The 24,679-nt window shown below is 44.9% G+C and carries 21 protein-coding genes and 2 tRNA genes; 12 read left to right on the forward strand and 11 right to left on the reverse strand.

Annotation, left to right across the window (positions count from 1 at the left end; translation table 11 throughout):
- Window positions 1-2 precede the first annotated feature (2 nt).
- Entirely contained in the window at window positions 3-1,118 is a 1,116-nt protein-coding gene (locus Q1A40_RS19090; RefSeq protein WP_300003853.1) for a M42 family metallopeptidase, read from the reverse strand.
- 667 nt (window positions 1,119-1,785) lie between these two features.
- Between Q1A40_RS19090 and Q1A40_RS19095 the strand changes: the two genes are divergently transcribed.
- Window positions 1,786-2,418: an N-acetyltransferase gene (locus tag Q1A40_RS19095; protein WP_300003856.1), complete on the forward strand. Its 633-nt coding sequence runs from the start codon at window positions 1,786-1,788 to the stop codon at window positions 2,416-2,418.
- A 56-nt stretch (window positions 2,419-2,474) separates the two neighbouring features.
- Here Q1A40_RS19095 and tnaB read toward each other — a convergent pair whose 3' ends face one another.
- From tnaB to tnaC, 3 genes are all read right to left on the reverse strand, one after another.
- Complete coding sequence (gene tnaB, locus Q1A40_RS19100; protein WP_300003859.1) at window positions 2,475-3,725, reverse strand: low affinity tryptophan permease TnaB; 1,251 nt, start codon at window positions 3,723-3,725, stop codon at window positions 2,475-2,477.
- A gap of 268 nt (window positions 3,726-3,993) precedes the next feature.
- On the reverse strand, window positions 3,994-5,412 hold the full coding sequence (gene tnaA, locus Q1A40_RS19105) for a tryptophanase (RefSeq protein ID WP_300003862.1): 1,419 nt from the start codon (window positions 5,410-5,412) through the stop codon (window positions 3,994-3,996).
- A gap of 266 nt (window positions 5,413-5,678) precedes the next feature.
- Window positions 5,679-5,756: a tryptophanase leader peptide gene (gene tnaC, locus Q1A40_RS23225; protein WP_367275767.1), complete on the reverse strand. Its 78-nt coding sequence runs from the start codon at window positions 5,754-5,756 to the stop codon at window positions 5,679-5,681.
- An 897-nt stretch (window positions 5,757-6,653) separates the two neighbouring features.
- Here tnaC and uxaC point away from each other — a divergent pair.
- The gene (gene uxaC, locus Q1A40_RS19110) at window positions 6,654-8,081 is read left to right on the forward strand and encodes a glucuronate isomerase (protein ID WP_300003915.1); all 1,428 of its coding nucleotides are present in this window, start codon (window positions 6,654-6,656) and stop codon (window positions 8,079-8,081) included.
- A 99-nt stretch (window positions 8,082-8,180) separates the two neighbouring features.
- Here uxaC and Q1A40_RS19115 read toward each other — a convergent pair whose 3' ends face one another.
- A complete protein-coding gene (locus tag Q1A40_RS19115) occupies window positions 8,181-9,692 on the reverse strand; it encodes an MFS transporter (RefSeq protein WP_300003865.1) in 1,512 nt (503 codons plus the stop codon).
- 93 nt (window positions 9,693-9,785) lie between these two features.
- Between Q1A40_RS19115 and Q1A40_RS19120 the strand changes: the two genes are divergently transcribed.
- Window positions 9,786-10,328 carry a TetR/AcrR family transcriptional regulator gene (locus Q1A40_RS19120; RefSeq protein WP_300003868.1) on the forward strand — a complete coding sequence of 181 codons (543 nt, stop codon included), beginning with the start codon at window positions 9,786-9,788 and terminating at the stop codon, window positions 10,326-10,328.
- A gap of 115 nt (window positions 10,329-10,443) precedes the next feature.
- Window positions 10,444-11,499 carry a lytic murein transglycosylase B gene (gene mltB / locus Q1A40_RS19125; RefSeq protein ID WP_300003871.1) on the forward strand — a complete coding sequence of 352 codons (1,056 nt, stop codon included), beginning with the start codon at window positions 10,444-10,446 and terminating at the stop codon, window positions 11,497-11,499.
- Between the two features lie 92 nt (window positions 11,500-11,591).
- Here mltB and Q1A40_RS19130 read toward each other — a convergent pair whose 3' ends face one another.
- The 6 genes from Q1A40_RS19130 to Q1A40_RS19155 all read right to left on the reverse strand — a co-directional run bounded on the left by Q1A40_RS19130 (window position 11,592) and on the right by Q1A40_RS19155 (window position 17,922).
- Window positions 11,592-12,455, reverse strand: coding sequence for a PfkB family carbohydrate kinase (locus Q1A40_RS19130; RefSeq protein ID WP_300003874.1), 864 nt, complete (start codon window positions 12,453-12,455; stop codon window positions 11,592-11,594).
- 2 nt (window positions 12,456-12,457) lie between these two features.
- On the reverse strand, window positions 12,458-13,315 hold the full coding sequence (locus tag Q1A40_RS19135; protein WP_300003877.1) for a MurR/RpiR family transcriptional regulator: 858 nt from the start codon (window positions 13,313-13,315) through the stop codon (window positions 12,458-12,460).
- A complete protein-coding gene (locus tag Q1A40_RS19140; protein WP_300003918.1) occupies window positions 13,315-14,283 on the reverse strand; it encodes a ribose ABC transporter permease in 969 nt (322 codons plus the stop codon). The genes Q1A40_RS19135 and Q1A40_RS19140 overlap by 1 nt, the downstream gene beginning before the upstream one ends.
- Window positions 14,284-14,319: 36 nt before the next feature.
- On the reverse strand, window positions 14,320-15,819 hold the full coding sequence (locus Q1A40_RS19145; protein ID WP_300003880.1) for a sugar ABC transporter ATP-binding protein: 1,500 nt from the start codon (window positions 15,817-15,819) through the stop codon (window positions 14,320-14,322).
- 19 nt (window positions 15,820-15,838) lie between these two features.
- Window positions 15,839-16,879, reverse strand: coding sequence for a substrate-binding domain-containing protein (locus Q1A40_RS19150; RefSeq protein WP_300003883.1), 1,041 nt, complete (start codon window positions 16,877-16,879; stop codon window positions 15,839-15,841).
- A 62-nt stretch (window positions 16,880-16,941) separates the two neighbouring features.
- A complete protein-coding gene (locus Q1A40_RS19155; RefSeq protein WP_300003886.1) occupies window positions 16,942-17,922 on the reverse strand; it encodes a TIM barrel protein in 981 nt (326 codons plus the stop codon).
- A gap of 162 nt (window positions 17,923-18,084) precedes the next feature.
- On the opposite strand from Q1A40_RS19155, the gene Q1A40_RS19160 reads away from it, so the two are divergent.
- From Q1A40_RS19160 to Q1A40_RS19195, 8 genes are all read left to right on the forward strand, one after another.
- Window positions 18,085-18,291 (forward strand): hypothetical protein, encoded by a 207-nt coding sequence (locus tag Q1A40_RS19160; protein ID WP_300003888.1) that lies wholly within the window; start codon window positions 18,085-18,087, stop codon window positions 18,289-18,291.
- Between the two features lie 266 nt (window positions 18,292-18,557).
- Window positions 18,558-19,067, forward strand: coding sequence for a nicotinamide-nucleotide amidase (pncC, locus tag Q1A40_RS19165; protein WP_300003891.1), 510 nt, complete (start codon window positions 18,558-18,560; stop codon window positions 19,065-19,067).
- Window positions 19,068-19,151: 84 nt separating this feature from the next.
- Window positions 19,152-20,216 carry a recombinase RecA gene (gene recA, locus Q1A40_RS19170; protein ID WP_300003894.1) on the forward strand — a complete coding sequence of 355 codons (1,065 nt, stop codon included), beginning with the start codon at window positions 19,152-19,154 and terminating at the stop codon, window positions 20,214-20,216.
- A gap of 117 nt (window positions 20,217-20,333) precedes the next feature.
- On the forward strand, window positions 20,334-20,834 hold the full coding sequence (locus Q1A40_RS19175) for a regulatory protein RecX (protein WP_300003921.1): 501 nt from the start codon (window positions 20,334-20,336) through the stop codon (window positions 20,832-20,834).
- Window positions 20,835-20,986: 152 nt separating this feature from the next.
- Entirely contained in the window at window positions 20,987-23,614 is a 2,628-nt protein-coding gene (gene alaS, locus Q1A40_RS19180; RefSeq protein ID WP_300003897.1) for an alanine--tRNA ligase, read from the forward strand.
- Window positions 23,615-23,851: 237 nt separating this feature from the next.
- Window positions 23,852-24,037 (forward strand): carbon storage regulator CsrA, encoded by a 186-nt coding sequence (csrA, locus tag Q1A40_RS19185; protein WP_008458257.1) that lies wholly within the window; start codon window positions 23,852-23,854, stop codon window positions 24,035-24,037.
- A 469-nt stretch (window positions 24,038-24,506) separates the two neighbouring features.
- Window positions 24,507-24,599, forward strand: a tRNA-Ser gene (locus Q1A40_RS19190).
- 4 nt (window positions 24,600-24,603) lie between these two features.
- Window positions 24,604-24,677, forward strand: a tRNA-Arg gene (locus Q1A40_RS19195).
- Window positions 24,678-24,679: the final 2 nt, after the last annotated feature.

Below are 24,679 nucleotides of genomic sequence, written 5' to 3' on the forward strand. Positions count from 1 at the left end.
AATTAAGGTGCCTCTTGTATGGTGCCTGACTCAGGCTCAATGGGAAAATACTCTGCTGGCATACCAGCTAAAGAGCTCAGTAAACGAATACAGTCCGTCAAATCTCGCAAACTGGCGACTTCGGCGGGAGAGTGGGTATAGCGACAAGGAATAGACAGGCTGGCGCAAGGAATACCGTCTTGTTCAACCTGGATATAACCTGTTTCAGTGATGACCCCAGGAGCGACTTCGCGTTGCACTGGAATATTATTCTCGCGAGCGGTTTGTTCTAACATGCGAATTAAACGTGGTGGCGTGACCAGACCCGCCAGGGTACCGCGTCCGTGGTAATTGAGGCAGGTTATTCCGACACCATGATTGACTCTGACTTCTGAATAGTCTTGTAAGTCTGGGGTATCACAGGATGGTGTAATATCAATGCCTATTGCCAGATCGGGTCTGACACGCCGTAATACAGGGACAATTCCTCTAATATTGAATTCTTCCTGAACTGATGCGACAAGAAAAACATTAATGTCTAGCTGCTTATCACCAATCGCATTTGCTACCCCCAATAGCGCAGTGCAGCCCAAACGGTCATCTAGCGCTTTGCTACAAACAAGATCATTAGCAAGGAGTTGAGGAGGGTTATACAAAGTAATAGTGGTACCAACCTGAATCCCCATTTGCTCAGCATCAGCTTTGTCTCTGGCACCAATATCAATCCAGAGTTTATCGATAGAAGGGGATTGGGTACGTTCATCGCCTTTTGCAAAGTGATAAGCTTTGATGCCAATACATCCCGGGATGGGGCCTTTATTACCGATGAGAGTAACGACTGATCCAGGCATGGTGATTTGTGCCGGGCCACCAACTCGTTCAAAGCGTAAAAAACCATTAGATTCAATTTTACGCACCATAAAACCGACTTCATCCATATGAGCGAAAATCATCAAACGAAGGGCGTCAGGTTTATCACTGCCATAGCGGGCAACGACATTTCCCAAACGGTCTCGCCAGACTTCTTTTGCGTTCTTATTGAAGGCCGTTTGCATGACATCAGCCACTTCCCCTTCATGTCCTGAAATAGCGTTGAGCTGCAAAAGAGAAAATAGTGTTTCCTGCACAGAAAATGGCATAGGTGTTTCCATTGAGAATAAAACAATCATTCGGTGAGCGTTTTATAATCTGAAAATGTGCGAATTATTGTGAAACAAGTCACGTGAAATGGTGTGATATTAGAAGAATAAAAAATAATGTGATTAATGTTTGATAAAACCGCTCATATGAAATGGAAGATGTAACAAAGTTAGTGGATAAGGATATTTGCATCACAAATAAAATAAATTTTAGTGAAATACGTCCCTACGCATTTTTTATAGTGTTATTCACTGGTTAATGGATATTCTTCATTTCATAAAAATGGTAATTAGCAAATGAATGATATTATTCACCAGATGTTTTTTTTGCCGGTAATATTAAAATAATGGACGGGAAATTATAAAAAACTCAGGCGATATCGACTAGAAGGTACTATTTCAGATTTTATGAGGAACCTAGACGCTAACCGACTATTGAGTTCATCATTACCCTATATCGAAAAATAGGAAAGTTGTTTCATTGTATCCGGAACTTAATTTGTGAAGCTTTCGTGGCCTTGTTCTTTGTAACAAACACTGTACTCGAGCATTCATTATTAGATCTCCTTTTGAGTATGATAAGTTAGATTTTGCCTGTCTTCCTCATCATTAGTGAGGACGTCTACATTTTAGAGTTTAAAAAATAATCATAAGAAGGTGATAAGATATGAGTGAGCGGCAGGAATTTCTACCTCTCGGTTATTCTGATTTGGCCCCAGGCATGATAGCAACGATGGTGACCAATCTTCAAATGTTTGAAAAATCCCTTACTGAACCTGTTTCGTTTCCGGACGGCGTCACTCTGGAAGCCTTAGTCTCTCCAACTCCTGAGGCTTATCGAACCTTATATTGTAAGATTGGCACTGAGTGGTTATGGTCTTCACGGATCCTGATGCCAGACGAGGAGCTTGCCGCTATCCTCAACAGGGATAGCGTTGAGATCTACGCTGTACGTCAGGGAAGCGAGGATATTGGCTTACTTGAACTCGATTTTTCTGTGCCAGAGGAGTGTGAGCTAGGATATTTTGGGCTGGTGGGTAACTCGACAGGTAAAGGATTGGGGAGGGCTCTGATGTCCCGAGCATCCGAATTGGCATGGTCGCGACCTATCAAACGTTTTTGGGTACATACTTGTACTTTTGATAGTCCTGGTGCACTGCGGTTTTATATTCGTTCGGGATTTGTTCCTTATTCCTATCAAGTTGAAGTACAAAGAGATCCGCGCCTACTCGGTATTCTGCCGATGGATGTTGCTTCTCATGTACCGGTGATTATGCCTGTGGAACAACAGGGTTCTTAACCACTAATCACCAGGTTAAAAAATTTTTAACCTGGTGATTATGGTATGACAGTCGATCAGCCAAATCTCGGCAGGATGCTGAGCATACTACCGAACCAGCAGGCTATCACCAGAACACCAAAAGCGATGACCAGACCCGGAATGATTCGGCCTCCCCACACGGTAAACATTTGTGTTGGAAAACGTTGTCTGGATTTCAGGGCAAGGATTGCTGGCACAATAACGGCCCAGATAGTTGCACAGAGCCCTGCACCTCCGATGGCATAGATAAAACCATTCGGGAATAGCAGATAGAGCAGAGCAGGGGGAATAAAGGTTAACAGAATAGTTTTAAAACGCCCTGAGTTTGAGTTGTCTATTTTAAACAAGTCAGCCAGATAATCGAACAGTCCTAAAGTCACCCCAAAGAAGGAGCTGGCCACAGCCAGGTTCGAGAATAACAGCAGGAAGAACTCCATTACTCCGCTAGTATTGGTGCCGAGGAAGGATTTAACTAATGAATCAACGTTGCCGCCAGAAGCGATGATCTCTTTAAAGCTTTCGCGTGGGATATTACCCATGGTGCAATATAACCAAAACAGATAAACACTCAGTGCTAGCAAGGAACCAAAAACAATACTCTTGATCAGTTTGTCTTTTCGTTTGCCGTAACAAATAATCAGACTCGGAATATTTCCATGGAAACCAAAAGAGGCAAGACAGACGGGAACAGCCATAAAAATATAAGGGAAATAGAAGCTTTCACTACCCTCAACGCTACTGATATCCCTCAGAATAGAGTAGTCCACCTTAAAGAAGAATGAACCGAACACCACCACAAAGGCGATGATTTTTAAGCCAAGGAAAAATGAAGTGATGCGACTGGCTGCTAATGAACTGACCCATAACACCGCAGCAACAAAAATGGCTGTACTGATCCCGACAATTCGCGGGTTCACGTGACTACCAAAGTTCATTGCGATGGTTTCGCTGATAATGGCACCGTTTGCCGAGATATAAGCATAAGTTAATATATAGAGTACAAAGGCAACGGTGATGCCACTGAAAACATTCCATTTATTACCGAGTAAATCTTTGGTGATAGTATTGAAGCTGGAGCCAACAGGATAATTTAAATTTGCTTCTAATAATAGTAGCCCAGAATGCAACATTGAAAACCAGGCGATAATTAAAATAAATGCACCCCAGAAAAACCACGCCCCAGCGAGGTCAACGGGTAATGCAAACATTCCTCCTCCAATAACTGTTCCGGCAATAACCATTATGCCCCAGAAGGAGGAGTGTCTGGCATTTGTGTTTTCTTCCATCGCACTTCCTTATTGATCAATAAGCAGAGTTTATACCGGTAATCGTTCAAATATTAATATTCATCACACTTCAGTTTTTTCATGTGACGTGAATACATTAGAATATATTTTCTGTGTTTACATAACTCAGTAAATAAGAGCACCTGTTAATGCTTGTTTGCTGGCTGAGTACAGTATCTGCACGTTATTTGAATTATTATAGGTATTTAAATGATGTTCTGTCTAAAAAGATAACGGCCATATTAAATATGACCGTTATTGATGTCGGTTATTCGATTTCTTTTAATTTTGCAGTAAAGTGACGCAGTACTTTAGGTTCATAAGTAAAGGTCAGTCCCTTAATATTTTTGGCATTCTCTTTAACTTTCTCAAAGGCCTCAATAATGAAGTCCATATGGGTTTGTGTGTAGGTCGCACGAGGAATGGTTAATCGCAGTAATTCTGCCGGGCAAGGTAACTGTTCACCGGTTTTAGGATCGCGCCCCAGCAGGAATGAACCTATTTCGACAGCCCGGATACCCGCTACTTTATAGAGTTCGCAGGCCAGAGCCTGGGCGGGGAACTGATCGGATGGGATATGTGGAAGCAATCTTCCTGCATCAACAAATGCTGCGTGGCCCCCGGCTTGCTGGCAGTAGATACCGATAGCTTCGAGCCCCTCTACCAGATACTGTACCTGAGTAATACGATAGGCCAGCCAGTCTTGGTTCATTGCGTCATACAGACCTACAGCCAGACGTTCCATGGCACCACCTTCTAAACCACCATAGGTAGGGAAGCCTTCCTGGAGCACGCAAAGGGTACGACATTCGGTGTAAACATCAAAGAAACTGTCATCTTTAATACACAACAGTCCCCCCATTTGCACCATGGCATCTTTTTTTGCCGACATAGCTAACATATCAGCATATTTGTAGGTTTCACGGGTAATTTCTTCAATGCTCCAGTCTTTATATTCAGCCTCTCTCTGCTGAATAAAATAGGCATTTTCAGCAAAGCGAGCGGAGTCCATTACGACTGGAATGTCATATTTTTGAGCAATTTCATAGGCGGCTTTTAAATTGCTCAGAGCAACTGGCTGACCTCCGGCTGAGTTGCAGGTGATGGTCGCGACAATATAAGGAATATGTGCGGCACCGACATCAAGAATGACTCTTTCTAACTCTTCAAGATTAAAATTACCTTTAAAGTCGTCACGTACTGAAGTATCGAAGGCTTCTTTTGTATAAACGTTACGAACAGTACAGCCATTGATTTGGCTGTGACCCTGAGTGGTATCAAAGAAATAGTTGGACAAGACAACCATTTTTTTGCGGTCAAGACCTTTTTCTTGCTCACGTTTTTTAATCAGTACCGGAATATAAATTTGCTCAGCACCACGCCCCTGGTGAGTAGGAATAGTATACTGATAGTCAAAAATGTCTTTCACCGCGTTTGCTAAAGCATAATAACTGCGACTGCCGCTGTAGGCTTCATCGCCACGGAACATGGCTGCTTGCATATTTTGTGTAATAGCACCAGTACCACTATCCGTTAATAAATCAATAAACACATCTTCACTATCCAGTAAGAACGGATTCATACCTGATTTAATGATCGCTTCTTCGCGGTACTCTCTAGTCGTACGTTTTACTGGTTCAATAACACGGATGCGGAACGGTTCAGGTAAGTGTTTAAAGTTATTCATGATACAGCCCTTAATGTTTTAATTGAGTCATAGCAATGCCGTTACCGATATTGATATGTCATCGATAAAGTTAATTAACATAAATACTCGCATCGTTATTGAGGTTTCTGAGGTATAACTGAAATAAAGTGTTCTTCGTATGAATCAAATACACGAAAGACCAAGTTATAACCGTTTTATAGAAACAAAAATAATTTATGATGCATAAGACAAAACAGATTTATATAAACCCGTTCTGGAGTATAGGAATGAACTAACAGAGGCTATTAAGGGATGTGATTGACGATTCGGTTGTCAATGTTAAACCATTTTGAGATATAAGATGTCTGACAGCAGAGGAACATTTTATATAGTCTCCCATTAAAGATAACCTAACATTATTGGAAACAATAAAATTGTCTATCGAGAATGATGACAATTGTGATTAGCTTCACGGAAGATTAATTTCATATGCATCAATTGTATCAATTAATAGACATATCAACATGTCTGAGCAGTCCGGATGCCGGCCGTTATCCGGAACAGAACAGGCTTCAGGCAGAACCAGAAAGTGCTTATAGAGTGACATACCTGCGACAAGAGGCGGCGTTTATCGCTATCTGTGTCTGAGTTGCTTGGCTGTTGCGCGCGTGAAGGGCGCTGAATCACATCGTTTATCTGTGCTCATCGACGCGCCTCACTTCGCGCCTACACGCCACTCGAATTATTTGGGGTATACACCAGCCAGAACCGGACGAACGACGAGTTATCCGTCTGCGCTGTTACGCTGTGCTTTTAGAGTTGCTTTTTATTTATGCACTCGAGTGATAATAAAAGAAAAACTAACTGATAAAATGAAGCGGAGTTTTATTAGTGTTTATTTTTTAAAGCAATGGCCGAAATCTCAGTTGTGCGATGTACATCTCCAAACTGAACCGTCAGAATTGTATTTTTTGATCTTTCTACAAGTACGCTTCAATCCTTGTGCTACTTCACACTTTTTTGTGATACCTATTGCTACCAGCTTTTTGGTCAACATATCTGTCATAGTTCAAGTTGCTTGGGCGTTTCCGTAGTGTGAACAGCCGAATCTTATCGTTTGTCTATACTTGGTGGCACCCGGAGTTTTGCTCCTGTAAGTAGCTTGTTTATACAGGCTGGTTGAATCATTTCGGATAGTCAATATGGCGACGCTCTCTCTGGATGCAGTGAAAAATGACACCCTGGGGCATCGCTATCTTCGCCAGCACAGGAGAGAAACAATGGCAGCATTTATGACGGACGATTTTTTACTAAAAAATGAAATTGGCCGCAGACTCTATCATCAGTATGCAGCAGAGATGCCCGTCTATGATTACCACTGTCACCTAAGCCCCAAGGATATCGCTGAAAATCGTCAGTTTGATAACCTCGGCCAGATTTGGCTGGAAGGGGATCACTACAAATGGCGTGCGATGCGCTGTGCCGGGGTAGATGAGTCTTTAATCACGGGTAAACAAACCAGCGACTGGGAAAAGTACCTCGCTTGGGCTGATACGGTACCCAAAACCTTAGGTAATCCACTTTATCACTGGACTCATCTCGAACTTCGTCGTCCTTTCGGCATTACGGGGCAGTTATTTGGTCCGAAAACAGCCGAAGCTATCTGGCTCCAGTGTAATGAGAAACTGGCCACTGAGGCGTTTTCTGCCCGTGGCATTATGCGTCAAATGAAGGTGCATATGGTCGGAACCACCGATGACCCGGTAGATTCTCTGGAATACCATCAGCAGATAGCTGCGGACAGTCAGTTTGAAATTGAAGTTGCGCCAAGCTGGCGTCCTGACAAAGTGTTTAAAATCGAACAGGATGGTTTTGCCGACTATATCGGTAAATTACAGGCCGCTGCGGATGTGAATATTACCGGCTTCGCTGATTTATGCCGGGCTCTGACCCGTCGTCTTGATCACTTTGATGCTTGTGGCTGTCGCTCTGCTGACCATGGTATTGATATTTTACGTTTTGCACCGGTTCCGGAAGTCAGTCTGCTGGATATTATTCTCGGTAAACGCCTGGCAGGTGAGACATTAACAGAGGATGAAATTGCTCAGTTCTCTACCGCGGTGCTGGTATGGCTCGGCCGCCAGTATGCTGCGCGTGGCTGGGTCATGCAGCTACATCTCGGTGCCATTCGTAATAATAATACTCGTATGTATCGGCAATTAGGGCCGGATACCGGTTTTGATTCTATTGGTGATACGTCAATCGCCTGGAGCCTTGCTCGTTTGCTTGATGCTCTGGATGTCGCCGATGAATTACCAAAAACGATCCTCTACTGTTTGAATCCTAAAGATAACGAAGTCCTGGCAACGATGTGTGGTAATTTCCAGGGCGGTGGTGTGGGCGGGAAGATACAGTTTGGTTCGGGCTGGTGGTTTAATGACCAGAAAGATGGCATGTTGCGTCAACTTACACAGCTATCACAGATGGGGCTACTCAGCCAGTTCGTTGGTATGTTAACCGACTCACGTAGTTTCCTGTCTTACACGCGCCATGAATATTTCCGGCGTCTGCTTTGTAACTTGGTGGGACAATGGGCAATTGAGGGAGAAATTCCTGATGATGAAGCGATGCTGAGCAAGCTGATTCAGGATGTTTGCTTTTACAATGCCAAAGGCTATTTCGACAGAAAGCCTTTGTTAAAGCGCTGAAAAAGAATCCTCTCTTTTTAAGAAACCTGTCAGTCACTATAAGATTAAATAAAATGGGCACATTACTCTGCGCCCATTTTTTAAAAATCACTTATTGCCTCAATGCGACTGAGGCACGGCTGAGACCCGATAATTTCGTAACATAAAAAATACCACTACAGCCAGCATGGCTATCATGCTTGCCGAGGTCAGCAGCACAATGCTGTGTGCATCGGAAAATGCTTCACGTCCAGCCCGGGCAAGGGCTGTTCCGAGTTCACCTGACTGGCCTGCAATGACCATAGTGTCACTGATTGAACTGGCCGCAATGATTTGCATTTCTGCCGGTAGCCCATCTGGCAAAACAATCGTATTTGCGTAGGTCGTTGAAAGCAGAACGCCAAAAAAAGTGATACCCAGACCCGCTCCTAGCTCATAGCCTGTCACTTCTAGCGACCCGGCTGCACCTGCTTTTTCAGCGGGTGAACTGTCCATGATAGCAATGGACGATGCCGTCAGACCGATACTCAGCGAAATACCCAACAGGGCCAGTAAAGCAATAACCATGACGCCTGGGTAACTGAGGTCGCTGATACTCAGTCCTGCAAGACATCCTGCAGCTGTCAGTAGTGAGGTTGCCGCTACGCTGCGCAGTCCGCATAAGGCAGTGGTATAGCCAGCTACAGGGCCACCTAATGCAGAGCCCACAGCGAGTGGTATCATAAAAATACCGGCCTGGAGCGGAGAATAGCCCATCACAAATTGCAGTTCCTGCGCCAGGGTCAATTCCACCCCCATCAGCGCACCACTGACGACCAGTGCCATGATGATACCAATACAGATAGCAGGCTTGCCAAACAGGGATAGATCCAGCATCGGATCGGCGCTGGAAAGCTGCTTACGGACGAACCAGACCAGCAGACACAACCCAAGGGCAAATATCAGACCGCTGGTAAGCGGGGAGCTGTCTACTTTGAAGCCTGATTTTACCGCGTAAACCGTTGCTATCAGGCCGATAATCAGAACCAGAGACTGTCCAGGTGCCCAGCTTCCCTTCATTAATGTGGTATGACGCGGCAGGCTTAAATAAGCCATTAACAGCACCACCAAAATGACCGGAACGTTGATAAGAAATACCGATCCCCACCAGAAATGTTCGAGCAATGCGCCACCACTTAACGGACCAAGAGCCGCACCGGCAGAGCCCACTGTTCCCCAAAGACCCAGAGCAATACCTCGTTCTTTGGGATCATCGAATGTATGTCGGATAATGGCCAGAATATTCGGCATTACCATCGCACCGCCAACCGCAAGCAAGACGCGTGAGGTGATTAACAAACCCGCGGTGGGAGAGAAAGCGGCTGCCAGTGAGGCAAGCATAAAGATGAGAAGACCTGCCAACAGCATAGGCCGATGCCCGATCCTGTCAGATAATGTACCCATTGGAACCAATAGTCCCGCCATAATGAGCGGATAGATATCGATAATCCATAACACTTCATTTCCACTGGCACCTAGCGCCAGGGTAATAGAGGGAATGGCGATGTGCAGAATGGTCATATCGATTATGATAGGTAAAAATGCCAGCAGGGCTGATAGCAGTATAAACCATCGATTCTGAAGGAATAACATCTTAAAACCTCTTTGCGCCTGACCGCGCAATTGTATTGAAATAAACCCGCTGTAAATATATATCCGACCGGACGGATTGAAAAGGATAAGGTGATGGGACGGCACAAAACAATAGACAGAGATATATTACTTGACGCTGCTGAGAAAGTGGTACTCCGTGAAGGAGCCGGTAACCTGACTTTTGAAGCTGTGGCTAAGGAGGCGCAGGTCAGTAAGGGCGGGGTGCTTTATGCTTTTACTAATAAAGATGCGTTAATTGATGCGATGCTGCACCGGGTTGTCGCCAATTACGACAGGTTCGTGGAAGAGTTTTTAGCTAAATGGGGCGATAGCCCAAAAATGCGTATTCATGCCCATGCTGAGGCAAACCGCAATGAAGATGCTGAGGTTATCACCCGTGCGGTCGCGTTGATGGCGAGCTTTATTCGGGCACCGGCCTTCCAGGCTGAAACGACAGTTTTTTATAAAGACCTGTTTGCAATGTTCGACACCTCTAGTCTGGCAGGGCGTCGTTTGCGCCTGGCATTACTGGCAACAGAAGGTGCTTTTGCGTTGCGAGGATTCAGGTTTTATACCTTCAGTGATGAGGAGTGGCAGGCGGTCCACGATGATATCATTGACATTCTGCTGAGCTGATTTCTCTTAGGGGCTCGGTACAGAAAACACTTCAGGGTATAAACAAGCCAGGCAAACGGGTAACATTACATTACCTCAGAGGCATTTCTGGAAAACGATACGGATACCTAATCAGATGCGCTACTCATCATTTGTCATGCTCCCCTTCATTGCACTGTTATCTGCTTGTAGCAGCCAGCCAGTAGCCAAAGTCACGCCGCAAACAGGTGGTTTTTTGCTGCAACCTTCTGAGACCGTTTTTATGGCCACCGGGGATTTTGCCTATAACCCTGAAGCTGAAAAATTTATTGATAAAATGGTCAAGGTCCATGGCTTCGACAGACAGCAAATGCATGAAATTCTGTCGCAGACAAAAAAACTCGACTATGTCTTACGCCTGATGGATCAACAGGCTCCCTCTGTTGCCCCGGCTCCAGGGCCTAATGGAGCATGGTTGCGTTACCGCGGTAAATTTATCACTCCGGATAACGTACAAAATGGCGTGAAATTCTGGAATCAATATGAGTCAACCCTGAACCGTGCCCACCAGATTTATGGTGTACCACCTGAAATCATTGTCGGCATCATCGGCGTTGAAACTCGTTGGGGCAGGGTGATGGGCAAAACGCGTATTATTGACGCCCTTGCAACCCTGTCTTTTGCTTACCCTCGTCGTGCGGAATACTTTTCCGGCGAGCTGGAAACTTTTCTGATAATGGCGCGTAATGAGCAAGTTGACCCGTTATCACTTAAAGGCTCCTTTGCCGGAGCGATGGGTTATGGCCAGTTTATGCCATCTTCTTTTAAAGAGTATGCGGTTGATTTTAACGGTGACGGGCATGTGAACTTATGGAATGCAGAAGATGCGATAGGCAGTGTCGCAAACTATTTCAAAGCACATGGCTGGAAGCAAGGCGATGTCGTTGCTGTTCCTGCCAACGGGCAAGTTCCGGGACTGGCAAATGGCTTTAAAACTAAATATAGCGTCTCTGCTTTGGCACAATCAGGTTTGAGTCCACAAGTCTCACTGGGTAACCACCAGGAGGCGAGTTTGCTGCGTTTTGATATGGGGGATCGCTATCAGTACTGGTACGGCTTACCGAATTTCTACACTATCACTCGCTATAATCACAGTACTCATTATGCCATGGCTGTGTGGCAGCTCGGTCAGGCAGTCGCTCTGGCCAGATAAACGTAAATACCCCAATTCGTTTTATTTGAATTGGGGTATGTTATGCCGGATATTATCGCCAGTAAGGTAGTGCGAGCGCGAAATTGCGTTTGCTACTTACGAGGCTGCGACACATGCCGTGCTGCGGCGTCGTTGGCAAGTATGACTGCATCTTCGAGTGAACGTTGTTGGATCAATGCCTGGCTTAAAACCCCCGTAAAACAATCTCCGGCACCATGTGTACTAATGAGCGCTATTTTCTTTGCCGCCAGACTTTTTGCGGTATTACCTGCCTCACACCATGCAACACCCTGTTCTCCTGCGGTTACAACGACTTGCGGAAAATGTCTGGCAAGCACTTCAGCGGCTTGTACTGCAGTATCCAGAGAATCAACAGTAATATTGCTCATATCACGAGCTTCAACTGCATTTACGAGTAATAAATTAATATTTTTTTCTAATTCTGGAGACAACTGACGTGCTGGTGCGGCATTGATTAACACGGGAATACCTCGCTGTCGTGCTTCTGATGCTGCATGAATATTTGTTATTTCTGGCACTTCGTTTTGCAAAATAAGCATTCCGACATCCTGCCAGAATGTATCGTCACGGAAAGTACGGCACGATATATGTTGATTAGCATTTGATACAATAACGGCACCGTAATCGCCTTCGGTATCGGTAATAGCGACACTCATTCCGGAAGGTACTGTCGTGATGACTTCAACCGAATCACAGTTGACGCCAGCATTTTTTAACGTTTGTAGCAAAAATTTGCCTTGTTCATCTGCACCTACGGCACCGGCAAAAGTGACAGTTGCGCCTGCTTTTGCGGCGGCAATTGCTTGATTTCCTCCTTTCCCACCAAATTTATAATGGCAGGAAGTCCCCATTACAGTTTCACCTTTTTCAGGGCGATGATGGGCATCCAGCATAATATCGTAATGGAGGCTACCGACGACGACGATTTTACTCATAGTTAGAATTCCCGCTGATTCTGAACCGCATGCTGAGTTTTCGTAAGATTTTTTTCTGCGCGCACCAGGTCTTTTTTCGCGATAGCGACAAATAAAGCATCGAGAATATTAAGCTGAGCAATACGTGATGCGGCATTTTCTCCGAGTAAATGCGATCCTTGAGACGTTGAGTTGAGCACCACATGTGAATTGCGTGCAATAGGTGACTCGGCATAATTTGTTATTACAATTACTTTGGCCCCATTACGTGCCGCCAGTTTGACAGCATCATTAACAGTACGTGTCGAACCTGAATGGCTAATAGCAATGACAACGTCATCGTCAGAGAGCACTGCAGCAGACATTAGCATTATATTTGCGTCATCATAGGCCATTGATTTTATGCCTATTTTTAGCATTTTGTGGGACAGGTCTCGAGCGACAGTTGCTGAACCTCCCACAGCATATAAATCGATATGACGTGCTTTAAATATAATGTCTGCTGCTCGGTCGAATTCAGAAATATCTAAAATAGACATTGTTTCTTCAATTGCCTGAATAGATGTTCTAAATACTTTAGCCAGTAATTGTTCCGATGAATCATCAGGTTCAATTTCCGCATGTAACCCCGCGACTTCAGACTCATTATAATAAATTAAACTGCTTCTGAAGTGCCTGAATCCTGTGAAGTTAAGTTTTTTTGTGATCTTAACTATCATTGCTTCAGAAACATTATTTTCCTGGGCAATCTCTTTTAATGATGTTTGCTCAGTGATATCTGTCAGCGATGTGATTGCTTCAGCCACACGACGCTCTAGTGGGGTCAGTTGTGGTAGACGCATGCGGATTTGAGCACCAATGGCTCGCGGATCTAGCTTCATTAATTGCCTCGGGTAGCCCTATCGATCAACATTGCTATGATAATAATCAGGCCGGTGGCAAGCAATTGATAAAAAGCCTGAATATTTAATAATGTTAAACCATTACGCAATGCACCGAGAATAATCACACCAATCAGTGTTCCGAAGATGCTACCTTTCCCGCCCATCAATGAAGCACCACCAATGGCAGCGGCAGCTATCGCATCTAATTCCCATAGATTGCCGATAGTCGGTTCCGCTGCTCCGAGTCGACCTATCAAAATGAGTGATGCCAGTGAGGCCAGGGTTCCGGATATCACATAGACAGCCATTTTAGTTCGTTTAACAGGAACCCCCGCGACTCTGGCGGCCTCTTCATTACCGCCAATGGCCAGAATATACTCACCTAATGGGGTTTTATTCATTACTGTCCATAATACCAGAGCAATAACGGCGACAATGATAATAGGGACTGGGATACTAAATAGCGTTCCATTAATAAAGCTACGAAATTCCCCAGGAATACCAAAAACAGGGCTACCTCCGGTGTAGATCAGTGAGATAGCGCGGAACAGCGAAAGTCCACCCAGAGTCACAATAAAAGGTTGCAGGCCAGCATAGGCAATTAGTGAACCGCTGAAAATACCACATAGGGCACCAATACCTAAGGTAGCAAGAAGAGCAACTGGCATTGGCACACCAGAGATCATCAATGTCGCCCCCAAAACGGCAGACAGAGCAGCAGTTGGGCCCACCGAGAGGTCTATGCCTCCTGAAATAATGACCAGCGTCATTCCCATAGCAATTAACGCATTAAGGGAGGACTGTTGTAAAATATTAAGTAAATTAGGAACAGTTAAAAAAACAGGCGATAAAAAAGAAAAAGTGACAATAATAATAAGTAAACCAATTAATGTACCGGCATCACGTAAATTAAATTTTAACAGCGATGGCATAGATGTCGCTGAACGACTCGTTGTTTTCGTCATCATAAATGTAGCCTTCATAGGTATACAGAAAAAATATTATTTAGTTTCCAGGTCATTAATAGCAAAACGTGCAATATTTTCTTCAGTTATCATCTGACCAGATAATTCTTTTGTTATTTTCCCTTCCCGCATAACGAGTACCCGGTCAGAAATTCGAATAATCTCAGTCATTTCTGAAGAAACGACGATAATTGCTTTGCCTGATTTAGCGAGTTTTTCTATTAAATTATAAATTTCAGACTTGGCACCAATATCAATTCCCCGTGTTGGTTCATCGAATAAAAATACTTTTGCATCAGCTGCGATCCAACGGCCTATGATGACTTTCTGCTGGTTACCCCCACTTAGTGTGCCGATTGTTTTTTCAATATCGAGTGGACGAAGGTTGAGATCACTCATGACATCATGTGCAGTATGATTGAGCTTAGACTTATTCAATAACCCAGCAGTAGTGAATCGACGCAGAGAAGGAAGAGCCATATTCATTTTTACTGCTCTTATTTTAATAATACCTTCTTTTTTACGGTCCTCTGGTACCAGGCCAATTCCTGCACGAATTGCATCCTTAATGTTATGATTACGTACTGGAATATTATCGACGATAACATTACCACTACTGCGTTTATCCAGTCCGGCAATAAGTTTTAATAACTCGGTACGTCCTGCACCTACAAGACCCGCAATACCCAGTACTTCTCCTGCACAAACACTAAAATTTGCTGACTGAACATGTTTATCACGGGAGAGATTTTCAACACGTAGCACTTCTCTGTCGGTAACGTATGAGTTATGCCCGAGTTTTTCTATTTTTCGCCCCACCATTTTGGCGACAATACTTTCCTCGGTTTCATCATGAATGTTAACAACACCTACCTGGCTACCATCACGCATAATAGTGGCCCGGTCACAAACTCTGAAAATTTCATTCATTTTATGTGAAACGTAAATCAATGAAACGCCTGTTGATTTTAAATCTGAAATCAACTCTGCCAAGCGATCAAATTCACGAGGCGTCAAACTTGATGTCGGTTCATCCATGGCAATAATTTTAGCGTCATCAAGCATGGCGCGAGCAATCTCAACAATTTGCTGTTGTGAGACTTTCAGATTTTTGATGGGCTCATTAGGGTCAATTGACGGATCAAGACGCAACAGAATTTGTTTTGCTCGTGCAACCTGTGCTTTCCGGTCGACCCATATACCTCCTGCTTTGGTTATGGGGCGACCAAGAAACATATTCTGTGCGACAGAGAGTTCTGGAACATGCTGTAATTCCTGGTGAATCATTGCAATACCCGCATGACGCGCACTGAGTGGATTACTCATCAATACAGGTATTCCATTCACACTAATTTCACCGTTATCTGCTGCGCGTACCCCAGACAGAATATTCAACAGGGTAGACTTACCCGCACCATTTTCACCAATAAGGGCATGAACTTCACCAGGTTTCACAGAGAAATCGACATTCTGTAAAGCAGCAGCACTGCCGTAAGTTTTGCTGATGCCACGCATCATTAAGCGATACTGTTCCATACACTCTCTACCTTACTTATTACTGCTGAGTTAATAGTTGACGCAATTTTTCCTGATCTTCGGTGGAAAATGCCTCGACGTTTTCTTTGGTTATCAGTGCTTGTGGCGTGGCGACTACGCGTGATATTTTCTGGCCATTGTTCAAACGTAATATGACATTCATTGCAACTTCACCCGTGAGTACAGGGAAGCTGTCAACTGTTCCGGTAAGTTCACCGCGTTTGATAGATGCGTATGCATCTGAAATACCATCAGTACCAAATACTTTTGTTTGCTCAGCTTTATTCATTGCACGAACGGCCTCAACGACACCGAGAGCCATTGTGTCATTGTTGGCATAGAAACCTATCAGGTCTGGATGTTGTTGAAGAATAGTGGTTGCAGCGTTATAAGCTTGTTCTCGGCTCCAGTTTGCCGGAATACTCGCGACAATATTGAATTTACCGTTACTGTCTAATGTTTCTTTAAAACCGCGTGTGCGCTGGCCTGCTGCATAGACACCTGGTTGTCCTTCAATCACGGCTACTTTCCCGCCTTGTGGATAATGTTGAATAAACCACTGTGCGACACGAACACCGTTATCTTTTTGAACATTACCAACATAGTGCTGTGCATTTGGCATGACAGCATCATTTACGTTGACGACAGGGATATTATTTGTGCTGGCTTTTTCCAGTGCCGGTTCTAAATTAATATCGGTTTGCGGTGAAGCTAATAGGCCATTAAAGCCCTGGGAGATCATTGTTTCTGCAATAGCAAGCTGGCCTAATTGATCATTTTCATTTGCAGCTGCCTGGTATTCAACCGTGAAACCGTATTTTTTCGCGACATTCTGGTATCCCTGTCCTAACAAGCGCCAGTACTCATTGGTCAATGTTTTTGATACACCACCAATTTTTAATTTAGGATCAATTTCTGGTAATGGGCCGTATTTACTTTCGAGTTGTGACCAATCTGTGCGGTCTGGTTCGCTATCAGACTGGAGTGGCGTTAGCTTGGCAGCGTAAACGCTAGTGCAGAACAGGGAAGAAACGAGTACAGAGAGTAATATTTTTTTCATTTTCAGACCTTTTTTCTCGTTATGTTGGCTACATCGGTTATCCAGTCTTCGACCAGTTTTTATTATTTGCTCAACATAATTGCATTCACAATTTGTTGAGACGCAACAGCGTCCTGACGACTGATAGCTTCCAGCAGGGCACTATTATTATTGAGCTGTTCGCTCATTTTCAGCAGATGCATCACGGTGGCGATATTTGTCTCTGCCTCACGCACAGGGTCGAGACCGCTTGCATCCGGGAAGGTATCAAAGTAGTAAGCTCCCTGATAACCATCACGTTGCATTTGCCAGAGGAACTCTAATGTGGCGCGTGGGTTGACGGAACCGACCATCAGACCATCATCACGTTTTCCCCAGCCGTCATTAAGATCAAGTCCTAGCAGGCGTGAACGACGTGCAACCATGGCTGCGGCAAAAGCAGGAATTTCATTGGCAAACAGGACATGGGCGAAATCGAGAGTAATGCCGAGATTCGGGCAGCTCGCTTCCTCTACCGCCAATAAACAAGTTGTAGCATTCGGGAAGATGCTATAGGCACGCGGTTCATTCGGTTTGTACTCAATGCTGACATCAACATCTGGTGCATACTCTGCAACTTCTCTGACCGCGCTGACCGCGTCTTCCCATATTTTTTTGTAATCAGCCTGGAAGCAATAGTCAAAACCATCTTGCCCCATCCACAGCGTCATCAGTTTTGAGCCAAATTCGCGGCCAGCATCAATACCGCGTTTAGTAAGTTCAATGGCCTCTCGACGGATTTTAGGATCAGGGTTAGTGAACGCACCGATTTTGAATTGAGGGGCATCCCAGCGCATTTGCATGCCGTTGACTGCCAAACCTGCATCTTCAATTGCCCGACGCATAGTATTGATATCGCTTGTCATATGCTGCGGATAGTTCAGATCCAGATGTGTCAGACCTTTGACTTCCCCTGCTCGTTTGATCATCTGCAAAACAGAAGGTTTTCCCTGTAAATCAGGCCAGTAAAGATGAGCCCCAGATGCAAAAGAATTCAGACGAGTAGCGAACTTGATTTTTGACATAACAGCCCCTTAAAACAACCAGTGAAGAACATTATAAGTTTACAAATATTTGTGAAGTTGATTAATTTAAGCGTAGGTTTTTTTTTTAAACAAGTAGGCGTCGAGAGTAAAGTTGCGTTTTGAGATGCCGTTCACGAAAACAATTTTTACCTTGTGATCTTCATGAAGGAAAAAATTTTTCTATCAGGAAAAGTTGAAGCGGTGACTTTTTATGTTTTCTGTTATTTTTATTTTTCAATTAAATTAACTGGTTATTGTTTTTCTGGTGTGGCTTTTGAAGCTCATTTTTTGTCATTTAAACACCGCGTAGGGTTTAAATTTAGAATGGGGGATGATTTTAATATGGGAGGAGGGGGGTATCTTTATTGAAATGAATATCGATCTGTTTTCTTTACGATGGTTTTATTTTTTGTGTTGATTGTTCATTTTTCTATCAGGTGTTCATCACTGTTTTTAATTGCCGGATTTTTCTTCCTGATACCCATAAAATAGCCATATATGGTACTGCTGATTTTAACCGCATAGATTTAATGTCATCACTTTGGAACCTTCGTCGCATAAGCAGATGTAATCCTCTGAGGCTTGAGTAAAATGCTATTCGGTTGTTTGATGATATGCCTAAAATTGGAATCCATATGACAGAGAACACATTATTTGAGTTAAGTAAGCAGATTGGCCAGGCCCTTGAATTATGTGGCGCCACCCTCACTACAGCAGAGTCCTGTACAGGAGGCTGGATAGCAAAAGTGATAACCGATGTCCCGGGGAGTTCTGCGTGGTTTGATCGGGGGTTTGTGACTTATAGCAATCTGGCTAAACAGCAATTAATCAGTGTTACCCCTGAGACGTTGAAAGCATACGGGGCGGTGAGTGAGCCGGTAGTGCGTGAAATGGCCCTCGGGGCATTGCAGGCGGCTAAGGCTGATTATGCGGTATCGGTCAGCGGCATTGCCGGACCGGACGGTGGTAGTGAAGAAAAACCGGTAGGAACGGTCTGGTTTGGCTTTGTAGATAAGCAGGGGCAGACTTTTACCGTAACAACCCGCTTTACGGGTGACCGTGATGCCGTTCGCCATCAGGCAACGGAGTTTGCATTACAAACTTTGTGGAATTATTTTCTCAAAAATAAGCTTGATGCTGTATGATTGTACAGTATAATTGATTCAATAAAATCGTATCGAAAACGCAGAATAGCGAATCTCGCTTGATACTGCATGACAGGAGTAGAAATGGCTATCGACGAAAACAAACAGAAGGCGTTAGCGGCAGCACTTGGTCAAATTGAAAAGCAATTTGGTAAAGGCTCCATCATGCGTCTGGGTGAAGACCGTACTATGGACGTAGAAACCATTTCTACTGGTTCCCTTTCATTGGATATTGCTCTGGGTGCTGGCGGCTTACCTATGGGGCGTATCGTAGAGATTTATGGGCCTGAATCTTCAGGTAAAACGACGCTAACCCTACAAGTTATTGCTGCAGCACAGCGCGAAGGTAAAACCTGTGCGTTTATTGATGCAGAACATGCGCTGGATCCGGTCTATGCCAAGAAATTGGGCGTTGATATCGATAACCTGCTGTGTTCCCAGCCAGATACCGGTGAGCAAGCATTAGAAATTTGTGATGCACTGGCACGTTCTGGTGCGGTGGACGTTATCATCGTTGACTCCGTTGCCGCTCTGACACCGAAAGCCGAAATTGAAGGTGAGATCGGTGATTCTCATATGGGTCTTGCGGCACGTATGATGAGCCAGGCAATGCGTAAGCTGGCAGGTAACTTGAAGCAGTCTAATACCCTGCTTATCTTCATTAACCAGATCCGTATGAAAATCGGCGTGATGTTTGGTAACCCGGAAACTACCACCGGTGGTAACGCTCTGAAATTCTACGCTTCTGTCCGTCTTGATATCCGCCGTATCGGTGCGGTAAAAGACGGCGATAATGTGATTGGTAGTGAAACTCGCGTTAAAGTGGTAAAAAACAAAATTGCTGCGCCATTTAAACAAGCAGAATTCCAGATCCTCTACGGGGAAGGGATCAACTTCTACGGCGAACTGGTTGATTTAGGTGTTAAGCATAAACTGATTGAAAAAGCCGGTGCATGGTATAGCTATAAAGGCGAAAAAATTGGTCAGGGTAAAGCTAATGCCAGTAATTTCCTGAAGGAAAACAAACCAATGTCTGAGGAAATTGAAAAATTACTGCGTGAGACATTGCTGAACAATCCGGATAGCAAACCTGATTTTACTGTTGATGAAAACGACAGTAATGCAATGGAAGCCTCTGACGATTTTTAAAATATCCCAGGCGTATTCGAGGGGGATTATCATACCCCTCGAACGCGTTATCACACCTGAGACCTGTCGTGTCTTTTTAATTATCCGTTATCACTACTCAGTGTTGCCTGTTTTATGATGTCTGAACAGTTACCCTCATCTTCTCGTAGTCCCTTTTCCCGGTTGTGTGACAGAGCAGTTCGTATTCTTGCTATGCGCGATCATAGTGAACAGGAACTCAGACGTAAGCTCACGACGCCAGTAACTTCCGCCCCTTTCGGGCTGCAAGCAGAAAAAACAGACTATTCAGCCGACGATATCGAAAAAGTGATTGCCTGGTGCTATCAGCAAAACTGGCTTGATGACCGACAGTTTGCGATGCGATTTATTGTCAGTCGTAGTCGTAAAGGATACGGGCCACAATCCATTCGTCAGTCACTACAACAGAAAGGTATTAGCAGGGAGATTCGGGAAGAGGTATTGTATGCCTGTGAAATAGACTGGGGCCAGCAAGCGAAAGAAACGGCCGAGCGTAAATTTGGCACCCCTCTGCCCGACGAGTGGCAAAAGCGGGTTAAAGTGCAGAGATTTTTGCTTTATCGTGGCTTTTTTATGGAAGACATTCAGAATATCTACTGAATTTTTGTCGATTAGTGTCAGACGGGATTTTACTTCCCTCGCCAGAAAACTTATCTTATTCCCACTTTTTCCCAGGTAAACGAGTTCTGATAGTGAAAAAAGGCCATCAGCACTGGTTTATAACTCTTTGTTAGCTTGATTTCAGGATATTTATGAGCAAGAGCACCGCTGAGATCCGTCAGGCGTTTCTCGATTTTTTCCAAAGTAAAGGCCACCAGGTTGTAGCGAGTAGCTCCCTGGTTCCAAACAACGATCCGACTTTGCTGTTTACTAACGCCGGAATGAACCAGTTTAAAGATGTTTTCCTGGGTCTGGATAAGCGTAGTTACTCCCGAGCCACCACGTCTCAGCGTTGTGTGCGTGCGGGAGGTAAGCATAACGATCTGGAAAACGTCGGTTACACCGCGCGTCACCATACCTTTTTTGAAATGCTCGGTAACTTCAGTTTTGGCGACTATTTCAAAAATGATGCTATTAACTTCGCATGGGAATTACTGACCGGCGAACAATGGTTTAATTTGCCAAAAGAACGTCTCTGGGTAACCGTCTACGAAAGTGACGATGAGGCCTTTGAGATTTGGGAAAAAGAAGTGGGCGTGCCGCGCGAGCGTATCATTCGCATTGGCGATAATAAAGGCGCTCCTTTTGCTTCTGATAACTTCTGGCAGATGGGTGATACAGGGCCTTGTGGTCCTTGCACCGAAATTTTCTTCGATCATGGCGACCATATTTGGGGTGGACCTCCGGGATCTCCTGAGGAAGATGGCGATCGCTATATTGAGATCTGGAATATCGTCTTTATGCAGTTCAACCGTCAGGCCGATGGCTCTATGCAGCCGTTACCGAAACCTTCGGTTGATACCGGTATGGGCTTAGAGCGTATTGCTGCGGTATTGCAACACGTGAACTCTAACTACGATATCGATTTGTTTAAGCGTTTGATTCAGGCTGTTGCTGAGGTTACAGGCGCTACAGACTTGTCGAATAAATCGCTGCGCGTTATTGCTGACCACATTCGTTCTTGTGCCTTCCTGATTGCTGACGGCGTCACGCCATCGAATGAAAACCGGGGCTATGTACTGCGCCGTATTATCCGTCGTGCGATTCGCCACGGTAATATGCTGGGAGCGCAGGAAACCTTCTTCTATAAATTGGTTGCTCCGCTGGTTGCCGTAATGGGTAGCGCAGGTGAAGAACTGGCGCAGCAGCAAGCGCTGGTTGAACAGGTTTTAAAAACCGAAGAAGAGCAATTTGCGCGTACGCTTGAGCGTGGCCTGGCCTTGCTTGACGAAGAGTTGGCTAACCTGAAAGGCGATGTGCTTGATGGTGAAACGGCTTTTCGCCTCTATGATACCTACGGCTTCCCGGTTGATTTAACCGCCGATGTTTGTCGTGAGCGTAACATTACGGTCGATGAAGCAGGTTTTGAAGCCGCAATGGAAGAGCAGCGTCGCCGCGCGCGTGATGCCAGTGGTTTCGGGGCTGACTACAATGCCATGATCCGTGTTGACGGTGCTTCTGAGTTTAAGGGCTACGATAACCTCTCTTTTAACGCGACTGTCAGCGCTATTTTTGTTGATGGCAAATCTGTTGAACAGGTTAATCAAGATGATGAAGCGGTTATCATTCTTGATAAGACCCCGTTCTATGCAGAGTCTGGCGGCCAGGTAGGCGATACCGGAACGCTGAATGCTGAAGGCGCGCAGTTTGTTGTTGCTGATACGCAGAAATATGGTCAGGCAATTGGCCATCTGGGCAAGCTGGCAAGCGGCAGTTTAAAAGTGGGCCAAAACGTTCAGGCTGACGTCTCTCTGGAGTATCGTAATCGCATTCGTTTAAACCACTCAGCCACGCACTTACTGCATGCTGCTCTGCGCCAAGTACTGGGCACTCATGTTGCTCAGAAAGGCTCTCTGGTTAATGATAAGGGCCTGCGTTTCGACTTCTCTCATTTTGAGGCGATGAAACCTGCCGAAATTCGCGCTGTTGAAGATATCGTCAATGCGCAAATTCGTCGTAACCTGCCGATTGAGACACAGATCATGGATCTGGAAGCGGCGAAAGCAAAAGGTGCTATGGCCCTGTTTGGTGAGAAATACGACGATAATGTCCGTGTTCTCAGCATGGGGGAGTTCTCCACTGAACTCTGTGGCGGAACTCACGCATCACGTACAGGTGATATTGGTCTGTTCCGTATCAGCGCCGAGTCAGGCACTGCAGCAGGTATCCGTCGTATTGAAGCCGTAACGGGTGAAGGTGCGCTGGCTACTCTCCACGAACAAAGCGACAGACTGCATGATATTGCCCAGATGTTGAAAGGTGATACCCAGGGTCTTAACGATAAAGTTCGTGCTGTGCTGGAACGCAATCGTCAGCTTGAGAAAGAACTGCAACAACTGAAAGCGCAACAGGCTTCTCAGGAAAGTGCCAGTCTTTCTAGTCAGGCCGTTGATATTAAAGGCGTCAAATTACTTGTGAGTACACTCAGTAATGTTGAGCCTAAGTTACTACGTACTATGGTTGATGACCTGAAAAATCAGCTGGGATCTGCCGTCATCGTGCTTGCGACAGTCGTTGATGGCAAAGTTTCGTTGATTGCCGGGGTGTCTAAAGACGTTACTGACAGAGTTAAAGCTGGCGAGCTGGTTGGTATGATTGCCCAGCAAGTTGGTGGAAAAGGTGGTGGTCGTCCTGATATGGCACAGGCCGGAGGCACTGATAGTCATGCTTTACCCGCTGCGTTAGCTGGGGTTGAAGCTTGGGTTACAGCAAAACTCTGAACATAATTACTGTGTAAATATATGCCACAACGGACAATTGTTGTGGCATATTCATGATAAATACAGCGTGTTCATAAAAATAAAGTCAGGTTACAATAGTATATATCGGCTAAACTTACTCATAGCAGAATGTAATGCAGTGATGTCATGTTTGTTATTGCTTACTTTTTGGAGTTATATGATGGATAATGCCGGGATAGAGCGACCAGACTCTTTTAATCTTTCAAGGAGCAAAGAATGTTAATTCTGACTCGTCGAGTTGGTGAGACCCTTATGATTGGCGATGAGGTGACCGTGACAGTGCTTGGGGTAAAAGGAAACCAGGTTCGCATAGGCGTGAATGCCCCTAAAGAAGTTTCCGTGCATCGTGAAGAAATATACCAGCGCATTCAGGCTGAAAAGTCTCAACAAACAAACTTCTAAGCATAAAGCGTCTCGCTCGATAAACTCGCGAGGCGCGTCTTTTTTCACCTCATCGTTTTTCTCTACTTCTTAGCACTTTTTCTTTGTTGTTTTATCTCTCTGCATGACTCTTTTCGTCTTTTCTTTCTGCTCTGACTCGCCGCTTACTGTCGCTTATTGAGTGGTTTTTGCCTGTCCGACTGTCTTTAGACTGCTAATTTCCGGCTGTCTTTGGGCTACTAATTTATCTGACAGACATCATTTTTATTTCTGCTTAAGCTTTTCTGTACAAACATTCCTGTTGATAAAACACTCTTTTTGCCGTCATAACGCACTAATTGACTGTGAAGTGTTCAATCGGATAATACTCTGGAAAAAATGTTTGACTTATAAACCGGGGAAAGTAATATGTGCGCCATCGCAGCGACGAAGAGCAAATGACAAGTTCTTCAAAGCAACTCGAAAGAGGCGTGTCTCGTAAGAGGCGTGTGGTGAGGTGGCCGAGAGGCTGAAGGCGCTCCCCTGCTAAGGGAGTATGCGGTTAATAGCTGCATCCGGGGTTCGAATCCCCGCCTCACCGCCATTTTGCATCCGTAGCTCAGCTGGATAGAGTACTCGGCTACGAACCGAGCGGTCGGAGGTTCGAATCCTCCCGGATGCACC

Origin of the sequence: uncultured Cedecea sp. (genome assembly GCF_947498825.1) — a bacterium.
Lineage (GTDB): Bacteria > Pseudomonadota > Gammaproteobacteria > Enterobacterales > Enterobacteriaceae > JGM124.

Bases quoted from the DNA above. Each gene is read 5' to 3' on its own strand.
- uxaC (WP_300003915.1), top strand. From the start codon at position 6,654: ATGGCAGCATTTATGACGGACGATTTTTTACTAAAAAATGAAATTGGC.
- Q1A40_RS19115 (WP_300003865.1), bottom strand. From the start codon at position 9,692: ATGTTATTCCTTCAGAATCGATGGTTTATACTGCTATCAGCCCTGCTG.
- pncC (WP_300003891.1), top strand. From the start codon at position 18,558: ATGACAGAGAACACATTATTTGAGTTAAGTAAGCAGATTGGCCAGGCC.
- tnaC (WP_367275767.1), bottom strand. From the start codon at position 5,756: ATGTTCCTCTGCTGTCAGACATCTTATATCTCAAAATGGTTTAACATT.
- Q1A40_RS19155 (WP_300003886.1), bottom strand. From the start codon at position 17,922: ATGTCAAAAATCAAGTTCGCTACTCGTCTGAATTCTTTTGCATCTGGG.
- Q1A40_RS19095 (WP_300003856.1), top strand. From the start codon at position 1,786: ATGAGTGAGCGGCAGGAATTTCTACCTCTCGGTTATTCTGATTTGGCC.
- recA (WP_300003894.1), top strand. From the start codon at position 19,152: ATGGCTATCGACGAAAACAAACAGAAGGCGTTAGCGGCAGCACTTGGT.
- Q1A40_RS19135 (WP_300003877.1), bottom strand. From the start codon at position 13,315: ATGAAGCTAGATCCGCGAGCCATTGGTGCTCAAATCCGCATGCGTCTA.
- Q1A40_RS19160 (WP_300003888.1), top strand. From the start codon at position 18,085: ATGAAGGAAAAAATTTTTCTATCAGGAAAAGTTGAAGCGGTGACTTTT.
- csrA (WP_008458257.1), top strand. From the start codon at position 23,852: ATGTTAATTCTGACTCGTCGAGTTGGTGAGACCCTTATGATTGGCGAT.
- tnaA (WP_300003862.1), bottom strand. From the start codon at position 5,412: ATGAATAACTTTAAACACTTACCTGAACCGTTCCGCATCCGTGTTATT.
- Q1A40_RS19120 (WP_300003868.1), top strand. From the start codon at position 9,786: ATGGGACGGCACAAAACAATAGACAGAGATATATTACTTGACGCTGCT.
- Q1A40_RS19140 (WP_300003918.1), bottom strand. From the start codon at position 14,283: ATGACGAAAACAACGAGTCGTTCAGCGACATCTATGCCATCGCTGTTA.
- mltB (WP_300003871.1), top strand. From the start codon at position 10,444: ATGCGCTACTCATCATTTGTCATGCTCCCCTTCATTGCACTGTTATCT.
- tnaB (WP_300003859.1), bottom strand. From the start codon at position 3,725: ATGGAAGAAAACACAAATGCCAGACACTCCTCCTTCTGGGGCATAATG.
- Q1A40_RS19145 (WP_300003880.1), bottom strand. From the start codon at position 15,819: ATGGAACAGTATCGCTTAATGATGCGTGGCATCAGCAAAACTTACGGC.
- Q1A40_RS19175 (WP_300003921.1), top strand. From the start codon at position 20,334: ATGTCTGAACAGTTACCCTCATCTTCTCGTAGTCCCTTTTCCCGGTTG.
- alaS (WP_300003897.1), top strand. From the start codon at position 20,987: ATGAGCAAGAGCACCGCTGAGATCCGTCAGGCGTTTCTCGATTTTTTC.
- Q1A40_RS19090 (WP_300003853.1), bottom strand. From the start codon at position 1,118: ATGCCATTTTCTGTGCAGGAAACACTATTTTCTCTTTTGCAGCTCAAC.
- Q1A40_RS19130 (WP_300003874.1), bottom strand. From the start codon at position 12,455: ATGAGTAAAATCGTCGTCGTCGGTAGCCTCCATTACGATATTATGCTG.
- Q1A40_RS19150 (WP_300003883.1), bottom strand. From the start codon at position 16,879: ATGAAAAAAATATTACTCTCTGTACTCGTTTCTTCCCTGTTCTGCACT.